Source organism: Allobosea sp. 10N428, from assembly GCF_056394545.1.
The window spans coordinates 273,006-289,384 of the sequence record NZ_JBFTIC010000006.1 but is presented as its reverse complement, the minus strand read 5'-3'; the positions used below and the strand labels follow the sequence as shown (position 1 = coordinate 289,384).

Genomic DNA, 16,379 nt, shown 5'->3' with positions numbered 1-16,379 from the left:
TCGATGTCGCGGGAGATCCCGAAGATGGAGCGGTTCGATCGCTATTCGTCGACCGTGACTTCCCAGGCCCGCGGCAGCGAGCTGACGGTCGAGACATAGCCCTTGGTCTTGGCGCCCATCGCTCCGCCGACGATGCCGTTATAGAGCATCACCATCGGCACCTCGCCGAGGAAGCGCTTGTGCAACTCGTCGAAGATCGCCTGACGCCCGGAGCGGTCGTTCACCACCATCGACTTGTCGAGCAACGCCTGGATTTCGGGATTGTCCCAGAGCTTGCGCGGCTGCTTGTCCTTCGGCCCGGTCATCGACTCGTAGCTCAGCGCGGGGTCCATGCGGCCGGAATAGGGGAAGGCCTGGATCTGGTAGTTGCCCTTGCTGTAGCGGTCGAGCTGCGTCGCCCATTCCAGGACTTCGATCTCGACGTTGAGTCCGACCGCCTGCAGCATCTGCTGGGCGACCACGGCGGCATCGAAGCTCTCGGGATAGCGCTTGTTGGCGAGCATCACGATCTTCTCGCCCTTGTAGCCGGCTTCCGCGATGAGCTTCTTGGCGGCGGCCGGGTCGTATTTCCAACCCTGCTTCTGCACCGGGCCGTAATAGGCGGAGAGCGCCGGGACGATCGAGTTGTTGGGCGTGCCGATGCCGTCACTGACGGCGGCGACCAGCTCCTTGGTGTCGACCGCGGCGGCGATCGCCTGCCGCAGCTTGACGTTCTGCAGCAGCGGGTCGCGCGTCTGGATGATCAGGCCGACCAGGCCCATGCTGGTGACGACGGAGGTCTTGACCTTGTCGTTCTTCTTCAGCTCGGCGATGTCGGTATTGGCGATGTCGGGAACGATGTCGATGTCGCCGCGCAGCAGCGCTGCCTTGGCGGTCGCGTTGTCGGGGATGATGAGGAAGTGGACTTCGTCGACCAGCGGCTTCTTGGCCCCGGTCAATCCGTCGATCTTGCCGGGCAGCGAGGCGTAGTCGGCGAAGCGCTCGAGCTTGATGTACTCGCCGCGCTTCCATTCGCCGAATTTGAACGGGCCGGTGCCGATCGGCTTGTCGAAGCTGCCATCGGTCTTGACCGAGTCTTTGTGGATGATGCCGGTCATGGCGCAATCGGTGCGGGCGAGCGCGGAAAGAAAGAGCGCGCTGGGCTTGTCGAGCTCGAAGACAACGGTCTTCTCGTTCGGCGCCGAGACCTTCTCGACCTTGACCTGGCCGCGCCCGTCGAACTCCGAGAGGCAGCGCCAGTCGGTCTTCGGGTCCATGTAGCGATTCCAGCTCCACAGCACATCGGCTGCGGTCAGGGGGGCGCCGTTGTGGAACTTCACGCCCGGGCGCAGCGTGAAGGTGTAGTTCTTGCCGTCCGGCGAGATCTCGACCTTCTCGGCCAGCAAGGGCTTGGGCAGCGCGTCCTCGCCATAGGCGACGAGGCCCTCGACCATCTGAACGACGACGCCGTCAGTATTGGCGTCGCGATTGACGCCGGGATTGATCGAGCGGATGTCGGCGCGCAGCTGAATCTTGAGCGTGCTGGCCTCGGCGGCCTGGACCAAGCCGCCGCACAACAGCGCGGCGGCGAGGGCGGTGGTAGTGGTTCGACGCATCATGTTCCCCTGTTTTTATTCGGTTGTGACGCGGTGCCCGGAGGCCGTTCTTCAATGTGAGACCTCATCCTGAAGAGGCCCGTCAGGGCCGTCTCGAAGGGAGTTCCAGATATCTCCCGAGTCTCCTGGACCATCCTTCGAGACGCCGTTCCCTCGGGAATGGCTCCTCAGGATGAGGGCTGAGTGGGCTTCCAAGCAGCCTTTGTCGTCTGTTTATTCCGCCGCTTCGGCGAGCAGGACGGGCTCCTCGGTCAGGCTGTAGCGGGTGAAGACGCGGTTCTCGGCCGGCAGCGGTGCGACCTCCATGATCCCCTTGGCGGGCTGCATGATCACCATCGCGACGGTCGCCGAGAGGTTGCCCTGCTCGTTCGGGCGGGCCGGCCGGCAGACCGAATAGGGCGAGAGGAAATCGTCGAAGAGAGCCTGCTTGAGATCGTCGACCGTCAGCTTTCGGCCGGCCTCGTCGAGCAGCTTCTTCACCCGCCAGTCGCGGTAGAAGCTCTCAGGCACGCGCGGAATGCTGGTGTTCTTCACCTTGGTCAGCGCGACCTGCCCGACCCAGTGGTTGGCGTGCACGATCATGCCGTCTTCCGGATAGATCGGAAACGCCTCGTCCGGGGCGCATTCGAAGTCGATGCCGAAGCCCTTCACGGTCGAGAGCATCATGTTGTTGGAGCAGGCCTTCGGCGTCGCGGCCACGGCCTTGATCGCGAAGGCGAGGTGCTCCTGCTCCAGCACCTTGCGGCGGATCAGGGCGAGCGGCACGCCGGTCTGGGTGAAGTCGCGCTCGCATTCGAGATAGTTGGCGGTGATCGAGATGCCGGCCGCGTTCATGCCGCAGCGGGCGAGGCCGCCGGCCTCGACGAAGGTCAGGAAATCCGGACCGTCGTCGCGGCGCACACGCAGCACGATCGCGGTCTCCGCGCATTCGGCACGCCAGTCCCAGTTCTGGCCGTGGATAAGCTCGCCCGAGGCGCTGCGCTCGGGCAGGATGATGGCGCCGGTGCAGCCATCGTCGAGTTCTTCGGTTGCCTCGACCGGCTTGTTCTTGACCATCCGCGCCTTGGCGATGACCTCGGTGCGGGCGTTGACCATGATGATGTCTTCGAGCGCGACGCCGGCGCCGTCGGCGATGCCACGCATCTCTTCGATGTAATGCGCGCCGAAGGCCTCGATCTCGCTGGCGAACTCGCCGATCAGGGCGGATTTGGCCTTGGCGTCGTAGCCGAGGTCGCCAAGCTGGCCGCCATAGAGCTCGATCGAGCGCTTCACGCGCTGAGGCACGGCCGCGCCGTGCTGGCGGCCGCGCTCATAGGGCGAGCCCGAAACGTCGACGAAGGGGCAGGGGTGGACCATGGCGCGCAACTTTCCGATATGCTGGCGTGACATTGATCTGTAATGTATTTCATCGTCAACTAAAACAAGCAAGGGCTTTCCGATGACCGTTCCGACCCGGTTGCAGCAGGAGATTGCCGGGCGCATCCTGCAACTGGTGCGGGATGATGCGCTCGGCGCGGGCGCCTGGCTGAACGAGAATGCGACGGCCCGCCGCCTCGGCGTCTCGCGCACGCCAGTGCGCGCAGCGCTTGACCATCTCGCCGAGCAGGGCATCGTTCGCCGTCATCTCAACAAGGGCATCGAGATCGTGAAGCTGCCGGCCGCGAGCGATAGCGCTCTGCCGCCGGAGGCGATCGACCTCGCCATGATCCGGCTGGCGCATGAGCGCGAGAACGGGCTGCTGCCCGACGAGGTTTCGGAACTCGAAGTGATGCGGCGCTATGAACTTGGCCGGCCCGAGGCGCAGAAGCTGCTTGCGCGCCTCGCCGATCTCGACATGGTCGAGCGCAAGCCGGGCTATGGCTGGCGCTTCCTGCACGAGCCGCGCGACAAGCGTCTGCGCGACGAGAGCTATCGCTTCCGTCTGGTCATCGAGCCGATGTGCATGCTCGAACCGGGCTTTCACCTCGAGCCCGGCTGGATCGCCGAGATGCGGGCGCGCCATCTCGAATATCTGCAAAGCCCGTGGCGCGAGTCTTCGAGCATCGCGTTCTACGAGATGAATGCCGCTTTCCATGAAGGCTTGGCCGGGGCGACGGGCAATCGCTACTTCCACTCTGCCGTGCGTCGCCAGAACCAGCTCCGGCGCCTCTCGAACTATGACTGGGGTCTCGGTTTCGAGCGCGTGCAGGTGAATTGCACGGAGCATTTGGCCATGCTCGACCATCTGGAAGCAGGAGAGAACGAAGTCGCCTCAGCCTTGATGCGGAGCCACTTGTTCCGGGCCAGTAAGCTCAAGCTGGGGACGCGACAGGTCGATGAGGCCGAGTGAGCCAGCCTGTCCGGGCCCGAGATGGCTGCCCTGCCGCCGAGGCGGTTGACCCGGCCGCGATTTGGGCCCGCAATGGCCGATATCCCGAATCCGACAGGTCGAGTGCCATGACTGTTCACCAGCGCCCGCAAGCCATCGATCCCGCGAAGCTCGACAAGCTGGCCGAGGTCGCCATCCGCGTCGGCCTCAATCTGCAACCGGGGCAGGACCTGTTCCTGACCGCGCCGGTCGCGGCGCTACCGCTGGTCCGGCGCATCGCCGAGCACGCCTACAAGGCCGGCGCCGGCATCGTGACGCCGATGCTTGCCGACGAGGAGATCACGCTCGCGCGCTATCGCTATGCGCCGGATGCGAGCTTCGACAAGGCGCCGGCCTGGCTCTATGAGGGCGTCGCCAAGGCCTTCTCCGCCAACACCGCGCGGCTCGCCGTGGTCGGCGACAATCCGATGCTGCTGGCGAACGAAGACCCGGCCAAGGTCGGGCGCGCCAGCAAGGCGAATTCCGTCGCCTATCAGCCGGCGCTGGAGAAGATCGCCGGCTTCGACATCAACTGGAACATCCTGGCCTATCCCAGCGCGGCCTGGGCGAAGCAGGTTTTCCCGGATGATGCCGAGGAGGTGGCGGTCGGCAAGTTGGCGGAGGCGATCTTCGCCGCTTCGCGCATCAACGAGGCCGATCCGGTGGCCGCCTGGGCGGCGCACAACGCGGCACTGCGGACCCGCCGCGACTGGCTGAACGGCCAGCGCTTCGCTTCTCTGCACTTCACCGGGCCGGGCACCGATCTCGTCGTCGGGCTCGCTGACGGCCATGACTGGCAGGGCGGCGCCTCGCCGGCCAAGAACGGCGTCGTCTGCAACCCGAACATCCCGACCGAGGAGGTCTTCACCACCCCGCATGCGCGCCGCATCGAGGGTCATGTCTCGAGCACCAAGCCGCTCTCCTATCAGGGCTCGCTGATCGACGGCATCCAGGTGCGCTTCGAGGGCGGCCGGATCGCAGAGGCCAAGGCTTCGCGCGGCGAGGCGGTCCTGAACAAGGTGCTCGACACGGACGAGGGCGCGCGCCGTCTCGGCGAGGTGGCGCTGGTGCCGCATTCCTCGCCGATCTCGAAGAGCGGCATCCTGTTCTACAACACCCTCTTCGACGAGAACGCCTCCTGCCACATCGCGCTCGGCCAGTGCTATTCGAAATGCTTCGTCGACGGCGCGAACCTCACGCCGGAGCAGATCGCGGCGCAAGGCGGCAACAAGAGCCTGATCCATATCGACTGGATGATTGGTTCCGGCGAGGTCGATATCGACGGTGTGCATGCTGACGGCCGGCGCGTGCCGGTGTTCCGCAAGGGCGAGTGGGCCTGAAGCGCGAACGTCTAGCCGACGCACCTTCCGTCATGGTCGGGCTTGTCCCAACCATCCACGTCTCCCTTCGTGGAATGCGGTGTTCAAGACGTGGATGCTCGCCACAAGGGCGAGCATGACGGTGTGTTTCCTCGTCAGGCCGGGTTCGTCCTGAGCCAATCCCCGAGCGACGGGCGATGCTGACCGTCACGACCGGTCGTGGCGGGGGCGGCGGCCATCGCGTTGAGCACGGCTTCCTGCGTCGCTTCAGTGGCTGCGCGGAAGAGCGTGTCGATGCGGTTCTCGTTGAGGGCGCGAAGCGGCACGAGATCGTTCGGCTGATCGTGGTCGATCGGATCAGCCGTCGAGAAGGCGACCGCGATGTCGCCGCTGCCATTGCCCCAGAAGGCGCCGAGCCGGGCGAGACCGGCGCCGCCACGCCGCGCGACCCGTTGCAGCTGCCGCGATTCCAGTGGCACGTCGGTCGCGATGACGAGGATGACGGAGCCGCGCTCGCTCTGCGGCTTGGCCTCCGGCGGGACGGGGCGGCGCCCGTCGGGCAGGACGAGATCGCCCGCATTGCCGAAATTCGCCAGCGCGAGCACGCCGAGCGTGTAATCGGCGCTGTCGAGATCGAAGCACCGCGAGGCTGTGCCGATGCCGCCCTTGAAGCCGAAGGCACTCATGCCCGTGCCGGCGCCGACCGCGCCTTCCGCGACTGGGCCTGAAGTGGCAGCGTCGAGCGCGGCGAAGGCATGCACCTGCGTCAGCGCGCGGGCGCGGATGTCCGAGAGATAGCCGTCATTGCATTCGAGCACGATCGGGTTGACCGTGCCGGTCTCGCGGCCGATGTCGGGATTGTCGGCGAGCGCGCGCGTCACCAGCGCGTCGAATCCGGTGCCGACGCTCAGCGTGTTGCCGAGCAGGAGGGGCGTCTCGATCTGGCCGAGTTCGGCGAGTTGCATCAACCCCGCGCTCTTGCCGAAGCCGTTGATGATTTCGACCGCCGCGCGCATCTTGCGGCGGAAGAGGTTGCCGTCATGCGGCAACAGCGCCGTGAAGCCGGTCAGGATGTCGCCGTCGCGCAGGGTGCAGTGCCCGAGCTTCACCCCCGCCACGTCGGTGATGGCATTGAGCGGGCCCGGCTGCATGATGCCGCAGGAAAGGCCGAAATCGCGCAGGCGCTGGGTCATGGTGCCGGGTCTCGATGGATCGTTCGGCGGGAATAGCATGGGCGCGTGCCGGCTCAAGCGCGTCAGGCGCGGGGCGGAATGAACGGCAGGGCAGTCCGCGCGTTTGAGATGGCGAAGCAGGGAGTGCGCCGATGTCCGATCCGTTCCATCTGCAGCGCTTTCTCGATGCGCAAGAGCCCGTCTGGGACGATGCGCTCGCCGAGGTGAAGGCCGGGCGCAAGCGCAGCCACTGGATCTGGTTCGTGTTTCCGCAGATGCGCGGGCTCGGCCTGTCCCCGAATTCGGAGTTCTACGGCATCGGCTCGCTCGACGAGGCGCGGGCCTATCTGGCACATCCGGTTCTGGGGCCGAGGCTCGCAGCGATCGTGGAGGCGGTGCTTGCGCATGAGGGACGCAGTGCAAACGCGATCTTCGGCTCGCCCGACGACAGGAAGCTGTGCTCCTCGATGACGCTGTTCGATGCCGCGAGCGGGGACGGCGCCAACGCCTATCGCGCGGTGCTGAGCCGCTTCTTCGACGGTCCCGATCCACGCACCTTGGAACTGCTTGGCAAGACCTAGCTTCAGCGCGGCAGCACCGTCCCGAGCCCCTGCGCGCGGGCTTGCGCGACGGCGAGATGGGCGAGGGCGAGGTCGGCGAAGGCGACGCCGCGGAAGGCGAAGAGGGAGCGCCCCACCGCCGAGTTCGGCTGCGGTGCAGCGGCCAATCCGATCAAATCGTGCTGGAAGGCGACGGTCGTGACGGGGGTGCCGTCGGCGCCGTAGGGCGCGCGCGATTGTTCGAGGCTGTCGGTTGCGAGCAGGTCGAAAGCCGGCAGCGTCTCCGGCTTCCAGCTGCGGCCGGTGTCGACTGCTACTGCCAGGGCGGTCGGCTTAAGGCGCTGCGCATCGAGGAAGGGCGTCATGCCCGCCGCGCCCGGCACCATCGAGATCACGATGTCGCTGCAGGCGAGCAGCGCATCAGGTTCGTCGAGGATTTCGGTGGCGAGCCCGGCTGCGCGTGCCGCTTCGGCGAGGCGTTCGGCGGAGGAGCGGCTGCGGCTGAGCATCAGCGCGTGGGTCAGGCCGGGATAGAGATCGCGGAAGGCGGCGAGATGGGCGTGGGCCTGCAGGCCGCAGCCGACGAAGCCGATGGTCTGCGGCGCAGCGGGTGCCAGTAGCGATGCCGCGGCGGCGCTGATCGCCGCGGTGCGGATCAGCGTGATCTCGTCGCCGTCGAGGACGGCGAGTGGCTGGCCGGTCTCATAGTCGCTGACGCAGATCAGCGCGCTCACGGCCGGCAGCGGTGAGCCGGCAGCGACGGGCGCCATCGCCACCCATTTCACCGTGGCGATCCCCTGCGCCGAGGAGGCGGCTGTCATCGCCTGGAAGCCATGGCCGGGGCCGAGCGTCAGCGTGCTCTTCGGCAGGCTGCGGTTCAGGCCGGCGCCATGGTCGCGAAATCCCTGGAGGACGGCCTCGCGCGCCGCGGCCGCCGGGATCGACAGCGCCCGGACGTTCTCGCGCGACAGATAAAGCAGGGTTTCGCTCATCCCGAGAGCTCCGTAACGGCAAGGCGCGGCGGCGGGAAAAACCCGCGTAAACGGGGGGATACAGCCGAGCTTGGCCGGCGTCGAGACGGCCGAGCGCGTTGCGATCGGGCGGGATCACAGGATTGACATCTTCATTAACCGGCGTATCGTTCCTTTTATTGCAACTCAAGTTCCGTTTAATGGAACTTTTAGGACCGATCCCGATGTCCATCCTGTCGTCGGCCGTGGATGTGCTTCGTTGCTTCTCCAGCACGCGTCACGATGTGACGGTGACCGATCTCGTGTCGCTGCTGGGCATGCCGAAGAGCAACGCCTCGCGGCTGCTGCGGGCGATGCGGGACGAGGGGCTGCTGGAAACCGTCGGCGACAGCAAGCGCTATCGCCCTTCGCTGCTGCTCAATCAGGTCGGGCATCTCTATCGTTTCGCGGCCTCGCTGATCGACCGCGCCGATGCTGTGGTCGGCAGAATCTCCGATCAGATCGGCCATACCGGCTATATCAGCGTCCGGCGCGGCAACGAGATCGTCGGCGTCACCGCCCATCCCGGCAGCCATGCGCTGCGCGTCGTCACCGCGATCGGCGACCGCATCCCCGCCTTCGCCTCCAGCACCGGCCGCGCCCTGCTCGCTCGGCTCTCGGACGACGAGGTTCGCGCGCTTTATCCGGCCGGCTTCACCGCGCCCTCAGAGACCGCACCGCAGACCATGGACGAGCTTCTGGCGCGCCTCGCGGTCGTCCGCAGCGCGGGCTTTGCCGAATCCCATGACGAGGCGGTGCGCGGCGTGCGAGCCATCTCGGTCGCCGTCGGCGATCCCGTCAGCGGCGACGAGGTGGCGATCTGCATCTCCTTCCCAGCCGCCACGGTGGAGCCGGCCGAGCGCCTCGCCATCATCCGTTCGCTGGGGGAGGGCGGCGCCGAGATCGCGGCCCTGACCCAGGACAAGCGCTTCTTTCCCTTGAACCTTCCCATCGCGGAGACCGCTCCATGAGCAATCGTTGGCGCATCGGCTTCGACATCGGCGGCACCTTCACCGATTTCATCCTCTACGACTCGCAGGAGCGCTCGGTCCGGCTGCACAAGCGCCTGACCACGCCGCACGATCCCTCCGAAGCCGCGCTGATCGGCCTCGGCGAGCTCGTCGATATGGCCGGGATCACGCTCGCCGATGTCGGCGACATCGTCCACGGCACGACGCTGGTCACCAACGCCGTGATCGAGCGCAAGGGCTCCAAGCTCGGCCTGATCACCACCAAGGGCTTCCGCGACATCCTCGAAATGGGGACCGAGCAGCGCTACGACATCTACGACCTGTTCCTAACCTTCCCCGACCCGCTGGTCTCCCGCGAGCATCGCCTCGAAGTGGCCGAGCGCATCGACCGCGACGGCAAGGTCGTGACTGCGCTCGATGCGGAAGCGGTGCGCAAGGCCGCCCGCGAGCTCGAAGCTGCTGGCTGCGAGGCGATCGCGATCTGCTTCCTCAACAGCTACCGCAATCCGGCGCATGAGCAGGAAGCCGGCCGCATCGTCCGCGAGACCTGCCCGGAACTCACCGTCTCGCTGTCGAGCGAGGTCGTCGCCGAAATCTGGGAATACCAGCGCTTCGTCACCACGGCGGCCAATGCCTATGTCCAGCCGCTGATGCGCCGCTATCTGCAGCGGCTGGAGCGCGAGCTTGCGGCCCGCTCCTTCACCGGCGCGCTCCGGCTGATGCATTCGGCCGGCGGTCTCGTCTCGCCCGAGACGGCGCGCACCTTCCCGATCCGTCTGCTCGAAAGCGGCCCGGCTGGCGGCGGCCTCGCCACGGCGCTGTTCGGTGAGCTCGCCGGCCACAAGGACGTGATCTCTTTCGACATGGGTGGCACCACGGCCAAGGCCTGCATGATCGAGGATGGCCGCGCCGAGATCGCGCCGATGCTCGAAGCCGGCCGGGTCAACCGCTTCGCCAAGGGCTCCGGCCTGCCGATCAAGGCCCCCGTCATCGACATGATCGAGATCGGCGCCGGCGGCGGCTCGATCGCCGCCATCGACGAGGTCGGCCTGCTCAAGGTCGGCCCGCATTCGGCCGGTTCCGATCCCGGTCCGGCGTGCTACGGCATGGGCGGCGTGAAGCCGACCGTGACCGACGCCAATCTCGTGCTCGGCTATTACGATCCGAAATTCTTCCTTGGCGGGCGCATGGCGCTCGATCTGGAGGCTGCGCGCAAGGCCGTCTCGACAGTGGCCGCGCCGCTTGGCCTTTCCGTCGAGGAAGCCGCCTGGGGAATCCACAAGGTCGTGGTCGAGAGCATGGGCGCAGCCGCCCGCGTCCATCTCGTCGAGAAGGGCAAGGACCCCCGCCATTACGCCATGGTCGGCTTCGGCGGCGCCGGCCCGGCGCATGCGGTCGACGTCGCCCGCGTGCTCGGCGTCAAGCAGGTCATCATCCCGCCGGCCTCCGGCGCGGCCTCGGCGCTCGGCTTCCTTGCCGCGCCGCTCTCCTTCGACATGGTGCGCTCGCTGCCCGTCGAGTTCTCGGAAGGCTTCGATGCCGCCGCGGTCAACGCGATGCTCGGCCAGCTCGAAACGGAAGGTCGCAAGCACCTGATAGAAGCAGGGGTGAAGCCCGGCGACGTCACGGTCGAACGCACGGCCGATATGCGCCTTGTCGGCCAGATGCACGACATCTCCGTGCCGCTGCCATCAGGCACCATCGATGCGTCGAGCCTGGATGCCATCCGCGCGGCCTTCAGCAAGGCTTATTCCGCCCGCTACACCTCGGTCTATGAGGGCGCGCGGCTGGAGGCGATCAACTTCCGCGTCCGCTGCGCCGGTCCGGTTCCGACGCTCTCGCTCTCCGGCGCGGCCGGCGGCGGCAATGCGGCCGCCAAGATCAAGGGCAGCCGCCGCGCCTGGTTCGAGGGCGGCTGGAGCGACGCGGTGGTCTATGATCGCTACGCCCTGCGTTCCGGCGACACCGTCAAGGGCCCGGCGATCATCGAGGAGCGCGAGGCGACCACGATCGTCCCGCCCGGCGACAGCGTCGCCATCGACGACGTCCTGAACCTCATCATCCATGTCGCCCAGCCCAACGCGGCCGAGACGACGATCACCGCCGACATGCCGCTGGCTGAGGCCGCGCGCCGGATCGAGGCCGATCCGATCTCGCTGGAGATCATGTGGAGCCGGATGATCAACGTCGTCGAGGAGATGTGGTTGACGGTCTGCCGCACCGCCTTCTCGCTGGTGATCTCGGAAGCGCAGGACTTCGCCTGCGAATTGCTCGACCCTGAAGGCGAGACGCTGGCGCATTCGCCCCGCGCCATGCCGGTGTTCAACTTGACGCTGCCGCGCGCGGTCAAGGCGCTCTTGGAGCGCTATCCGGCGCAGACGCTGAAGCCCGGCGACGTGCTCATCACCAACGATCCCTGGCTCTGCGCCGGCCATCTCTTCGACATCGCGGTGGTGACGCCGGTCTTCCTCGGCAATCGCGTCGTCGGGCTGATGGGGACCGTCGGCCATGTCTCCGACATCGGCGGCACCAAGGACTCGCTGCGGGCTCGCGAGATCTACGAGGAAGGCTTCCAGATCCCGCCGATGAAGCTCTACGAGGCCGGCCGGATCAACGAGACGCTGGTGCGCCTGCTGGCTGAGAACGTGCGCAACTCCGAGCAGGTACTCGGCGATCTCCACTCCTTCGTCGCGGCCAACGCGATCGGCGCCGAGCGGTTGCAGTCCTTCCTCACCGATTACGGCATGCAGGATCTCAGGGCCCTCGCCCATGTCGTGCAGAGCCGCTCGGAAAGGGCGATGCGCGAGGCGATCCGCGCGCTGCCTGATGGAACCTATCACGGCACCGTCTCCAACAACCCGCTGGGCACGCCGATGACCTATCCGCTGGCGCTGACAGTGAAGGGCGACACGATCCATCTCGACTTCGCCGGCGCGCCGCCGCAGCTCCCGCAGGGCGGGCTGAACTGCACGCTCAACTACACGATGGCGCATGCGACCTATCCGCTGAAATGCATGCTGACGCCATCAGTGCGCGGCAATGCCGGCTGCTACCGCGCCTTCTCGATCGAGGCGCCGAAGGGCTCGATCCTGAACTGCGACAAGCCGCTGGCGGTGAACCTGCGCACCCGCACCGGCTGGTATCTGGCGCCGAACATCTTCCGCGCGCTGTCCAAGGCGGCGCCGAAGCAGGTGCAGGCCTTCACCGGCCTGCCCGTCGCGGCGAGCGTCTATGGCCGCGACCAGGCCGGCGACACCTATTCCGACATGCTCTTCGTCGGTGGCGGCCAGGGCGGCTCGGCCCATGGCGACGGCAAGTCGGGACTGCTCTACCCGACCTCGGCGGCGAACACCTCGATCGAGACCTTCGAGTCGCGCGTGCCGGTTCTGGTGGTCGAAAAGACCTATCTCACCGACTCCGGCGGCGCCGGGCAGCATCGCGGCGGTCTCGGTCAGCGCGTGCGGCTGCGCAAGCTCTCCGATGACGGGCTGCCGACGCTGGTCTCGCTCTATCCGGAAGGGGTCAACAACCCGATCCCCGGCCTGTTCGGCGGCAAGGCCGGCGGCGGCGCCTCGGGCCGGGTCATCGACGAGCAGGGCCATGTGCTGAAGGACGTCGGCACCGGCGAGCTCGTCCAGGTCAAGCAGCCGCACGAGATCGTCGAACTCGTGCTCGCCGGCGGCGCCGGCTACGGCCCGGCCGCGGAACGCTCGCGGGAGGCGATCGCCCGCGACATCGCGCTCGGCCTTGTCTCGCCCGACGCGGCCAAGCGGGACTACGGCGTGCAGGGAGCGCATGCCACGCAGGACGTCGGCGAGGCCAAGGCCGGCATCCTGGTTGCCTGACGGGCTGCATCGAAACGCAAACAGCCCGCAAGGGGCGATTATGGGGACCGAGGCATGAACAATCCGACTGAAGGGGTGCCTCGGCGGCACCCCAGCCTGTTCGAGCCGGCGACGCTGCTGCTCATCGCCGTGCTCTGCGTCTTCGGCGCGATCATCGGCATGCAGCTTCTGGTGTCGCTGGGCATCACCGCCAATACCTCGCTGATCGGCGCGCTCGCGGCCATGGCGCTTGCGCGCGTGCCGCTCGCGATCTTTGCCCGCTACCGCTCGATCCATGTGCAGAACCTGGCTCAGAGCGCGATCTCCTCGGCCACCTTTGGCGCGGCGAACAGCCTGCTCCTGCCGGTCGGCATTCCCTGGCTGCTCGGCCGGCCGGATCTGGTGCTGCCGATGCTGGCCGGCGCCTTCTTCGCGATGCTGCTCGATGCCTATCTGCTCTACCGGATGTTCGATTCCCGCGTCTTCCCGGCGACGGGCGCCTGGCCTCCGGGCGTCGCCGCCGCCGAGGCGATCAAGGCCGGCGACGAGGGCGGCCGCAAGGCGGTGCTGATGGGCATCGGCTTCGGCACCGGCGTCGTCGCCTCCTTCATCAAGATCCCGCTGGCCTGGATCGGCTTCGCCGGCTCGGCCGCCGTCACCGGCATCCCGATGTCGGCCTTCGGCGTCGCCTTCATCGGCAATGTCTGGGCGCTCACGATGTTCGGCGTCGGGCTGCTGCTGCGCGGCTATTCCGGCCAGCTGTTCGGGGGCCCGCTCTTCGAGACCATCATTCCCAAGGGCGACCTGATGGCCGCCTATATCCCGCACGGCTTCATGATCGGCGCCGGCCTCGTCGCGCTGCTGCAGGTCGCGCTGCTGCTGTTGCGACCGAGCGATGCCAAGAAGAACGAGCCAAAGGCAGGCGTTGGCGATGCGGAGGTGCGCCGTGCGCTCGGCCTCGGCACGATCGGCTATCTTGCCATCGCCATCTTCATTGCGCTGGTTGGCGGTCTGATGAGCGAGATGTCAGTGGGCATGCTGATCCTGTTCGTGCTCTACGCCGCCTTCGCGGCCTATGTGCATGAGCTGATCGTCGGCCTCGCCGCGATGCATTCCGGCTGGTTCCCGGCTTTCGCGGTCGCGCTGATCACGCTGATCATCGGCATGCTCATCGGCTTCCCGATGCCGGCCTTGGCTTTGCTCGTCGGCTTCTCGGCCGCGACCGGGCCTGCCTTCGCCGATATGGGCTATGATCTGAAGGCCGGCTATTTGCTGCGCGGCAATGGCGCCGACCCGGCCTTCGAGCTTGATGGCCGCCGCCAGCAGCTCTTCGCCGCGATGTTCGCCTTCGTCGTCGCCGGCGCGGTCGTGCTGTTCTCGTACCAGTCCTTCTTCGACCAGAACCTCGTCGCCCCCGTGAACAAGGTCTATGCCGCGACGATCAAGGCCGGCGTTGCTGATGGCGTCGCCTGGCAGCTCTTCCTTTGGGCGATTCCCGGCGCGATCCTGCAGTTCATCGGCGGGCCGAAGCGGCAGATCGGCGTACTCTTTGCCACCGGCCTTCTGATCAGCTTCCCGATGGCGGGCTGGGCGGTGCTGGCCGGCATCCTCTGCCGCGTGGTCTGGGAAAAGCTGCGCGGCAAGAGCGGCGAGGGCGATATGGAGGTCTTTGCCGCTGGCGTCATCGCCGGCGACGCGATCTTCTCCTTCTTCGACTCCGTCTCGAAGAATTTCTGGAAGCGTTGAGGGACCGAGGCCCGGACGAGAAACCGCCCGGGCCTTTTTCTTCTGTGCAGGACGAGACCATGAGCAAGCTCGGAACCCTCACCATCGGCCAGGCGCCGCGGGCCGACATCACGCCGATCCTGGATGCCGTGCTCAATGCGGACCTGCCCCAACGCCATGCCGGCGTGCTGGACGGTCTCAGCCGGGCTGAGATCGAACGCGATTTCGCCGCAGTGCCCGGCCAGCCGGTGTTGATCACGAAGCTGCTCGACGGCAGCGCAGTCGTCATCGACCGCACCCGGACCGAGAAGGCGGCGCAGCGCAAGCTCGCGCTGCTGGAGGCCGAGGGCTGCGGCACTATCCTGATGCTCTGCACCGGCCATTTCGAAAGCCTGAGCACGCAAAAGGCGTGGCTCGTCGAGCCGGACCGCATCCTGCCGCCGGCCGTGGCGGCGCTGACCCAGGGCGCGCAGCTGGGGATCATCGTGCCTCTGGCCGAACAGATTTCGTCAGAGGCCGGCAAATGGGCGCCGCTCGGCCGGGCGCCTCTCTATGCCGCTGCCTCCCCCTATGGCGGCGCGGGGGCTTCGGTTGCGGAAGCCGCGCGCGAACTGGCCGGACGCGGGGCCGAAATCCTGCTGATGGATTGCATGGGCTTCGTCGAGCGTCATCGCCACGAGGCGGCGGAGGCCGGCCTGCCGGTGATCCTTTCCAACAGCCTGATCGCCAAGCTGGTGTCCGAGATCGTCTGACGGCGCCGTCGTCCTGCCAGAATGAGAAAGGCCGCCTGTGAGGCGGCCTTTCTTGGGGCTGGGCCGCTTGGAGGCTTACTTTGCGGCGAAGACGCCGAGGCTGCTGGCGGTGATGTCGAAGGAGAGCGTCGCGACGACGGCGGCGCCGCACCAGTTGGAACGACCCGTGCCGGTGGCGATGCCGCGCGGATCGGCCGTCAGCAGGAAGCAGTTGTTCTTGGACAGGTCGGTGTCGTGGTAGCGCAGGTCGGCGGTAACGTTCTTCCAGGTATAGGAGACGCCGGCGTTCCAGTAGGTGTAGTCGGGCAGGTTGGTCGGCGGCACAGTCGACCAGATCGCGAGGTTGGTGGTGCCGAGCCAGTAATGGCCGAGCTCGCCGGAGACCGAGAGACCCTCGAGGAAGGGCAGGCTGTACTTGGCCGTCAGCGAGGCGTAGGTGCCGCTCGCGCCGGTCCCGAGCCAATCCCAGGCGTAGAACACGTTGGCGCCGAGCGTCAGGCTCTCGGCGAAGGTGTAGGAGACCTTGCCGTAGACTTCGGTGAAGTCGGTGTTCTTCGGCGTCCAGAACACGCCGGCGCCGTCGATCAACTGCTTTTCGGCGGGATAGTAATATTGCCAGACGCCGAAATCGAAGGAGAGGTCGCCGAATTTCGGCCGGATGCCGCCGTAGAAGTCGATCTCCGCGGTCGGGCTCGTCGCGAGATCGACGTTGGAGCCGTAGACGCCGAGATAGAACAGATTGTTGTAGATCTGCAGCTCGGCGCCGCCCTGGATAGCCGGCTTGCGATCGGTCTGCGAGATGCCGCGGAAATTGTAGTCGGTCATGCCCTTCACGCTGAGGGCGATATCGAACCAGGTGATCGCCGGAACGACCGGGGCGGGCGGCGGGCCTTTCTTGCTCGGCAGGTCTGAGGCCTGTGCCACGCCGACAGCGGCGGCCAGACCCAGTCCTAGAATCGAGGAACGGAAACGAACGGACATCTGCAGGAACCCCCTTGCCGCGCATTGATTTGCGCTGTCGTCCCAGCAAGCGGACGAGACCGACTTGGGCAAGACGAGGTTTTGGGCGCTTCGCCCACGCAAAAAGCAAAGGCCCCCGAAAGG

The 16,379-nt window shown here is 66.8% G+C and carries 12 protein-coding genes; 7 read left to right on the top strand and 5 right to left on the bottom strand.

Annotated elements, in window-relative coordinates; translation table 11 throughout:
* Window positions 1-41: 41 nt before the first annotated feature.
* Window positions 42-1,595, bottom strand: coding sequence for an ABC transporter substrate-binding protein (locus tag AC1DDA_RS19700; protein WP_476797035.1), 1,554 nt, complete (start codon window positions 1,593-1,595; stop codon window positions 42-44).
* 213 nt (window positions 1,596-1,808) lie between these two features.
* Window positions 1,809-2,951, bottom strand: a complete 1,143-nt coding sequence (locus AC1DDA_RS19695; RefSeq protein ID WP_476797034.1) for a C45 family autoproteolytic acyltransferase/hydolase — start codon at window positions 2,949-2,951, stop codon at window positions 1,809-1,811.
* Window positions 2,952-3,033: 82 nt separating this feature from the next.
* Between AC1DDA_RS19695 and AC1DDA_RS19690 the strand changes: the two genes are divergently transcribed.
* Together AC1DDA_RS19690 and AC1DDA_RS19685 are read left to right on the top strand one after the other, a co-directional pair.
* A complete protein-coding gene (locus AC1DDA_RS19690) occupies window positions 3,034-3,924 on the top strand; it encodes a GntR family transcriptional regulator (protein ID WP_476797033.1) in 891 nt (296 codons plus the stop codon).
* 107 nt (window positions 3,925-4,031) lie between these two features.
* Window positions 4,032-5,282 (top strand): aminopeptidase, encoded by a 1,251-nt coding sequence (locus AC1DDA_RS19685; RefSeq protein ID WP_476797032.1) that lies wholly within the window; start codon window positions 4,032-4,034, stop codon window positions 5,280-5,282.
* Window positions 5,283-5,416: 134 nt separating this feature from the next.
* Here the strand turns inward: AC1DDA_RS19685 and AC1DDA_RS19680 are convergent, their stop codons facing one another.
* A complete protein-coding gene (locus tag AC1DDA_RS19680; protein ID WP_476797031.1) occupies window positions 5,417-6,454 on the bottom strand; it encodes a DmpA family aminopeptidase in 1,038 nt (345 codons plus the stop codon).
* 131 nt (window positions 6,455-6,585) lie between these two features.
* Between AC1DDA_RS19680 and AC1DDA_RS19675 the strand changes: the two genes are divergently transcribed.
* Window positions 6,586-7,014, top strand: coding sequence for a DUF1810 domain-containing protein (locus AC1DDA_RS19675; protein ID WP_476797030.1), 429 nt, complete (start codon window positions 6,586-6,588; stop codon window positions 7,012-7,014).
* Between the two features lie 2 nt (window positions 7,015-7,016).
* Here AC1DDA_RS19675 and AC1DDA_RS19670 read toward each other — a convergent pair whose 3' ends face one another.
* Window positions 7,017-7,985, bottom strand: a complete 969-nt coding sequence (locus AC1DDA_RS19670; protein WP_476797029.1) for an ornithine cyclodeaminase family protein — start codon at window positions 7,983-7,985, stop codon at window positions 7,017-7,019.
* A 203-nt stretch (window positions 7,986-8,188) separates the two neighbouring features.
* Between AC1DDA_RS19670 and AC1DDA_RS19665 the strand changes: the two genes are divergently transcribed.
* The 4 genes from AC1DDA_RS19665 to AC1DDA_RS19650 are packed head-to-tail and all read left to right on the top strand — an operon-like array spanning window position 8,189 to window position 15,275.
* The gene (locus tag AC1DDA_RS19665) at window positions 8,189-8,974 is read left to right on the top strand and encodes an IclR family transcriptional regulator (protein WP_476797028.1); all 786 of its coding nucleotides are present in this window, start codon (window positions 8,189-8,191) and stop codon (window positions 8,972-8,974) included.
* Entirely contained in the window at window positions 8,971-12,819 is a 3,849-nt protein-coding gene (locus AC1DDA_RS19660; RefSeq protein ID WP_476797027.1) for a hydantoinase B/oxoprolinase family protein, read from the top strand. The genes AC1DDA_RS19665 and AC1DDA_RS19660 overlap by 4 nt, the downstream gene beginning before the upstream one ends.
* Window positions 12,820-12,873: 54 nt before the next feature.
* Complete coding sequence (locus tag AC1DDA_RS19655; protein WP_476797026.1) at window positions 12,874-14,544, top strand: OPT/YSL family transporter; 1,671 nt, start codon at window positions 12,874-12,876, stop codon at window positions 14,542-14,544.
* A 59-nt stretch (window positions 14,545-14,603) separates the two neighbouring features.
* Window positions 14,604-15,275, top strand: coding sequence for an AroM family protein (locus AC1DDA_RS19650; protein ID WP_476797025.1), 672 nt, complete (start codon window positions 14,604-14,606; stop codon window positions 15,273-15,275).
* 75 nt (window positions 15,276-15,350) lie between these two features.
* On the opposite strand, the gene AC1DDA_RS19645 is transcribed toward AC1DDA_RS19650, so the two are convergent.
* Complete coding sequence (locus AC1DDA_RS19645; RefSeq protein WP_441511623.1) at window positions 15,351-16,256, bottom strand: TorF family putative porin; 906 nt, start codon at window positions 16,254-16,256, stop codon at window positions 15,351-15,353.
* Between the last annotated feature and the right edge of the window lie 123 nt (window positions 16,257-16,379).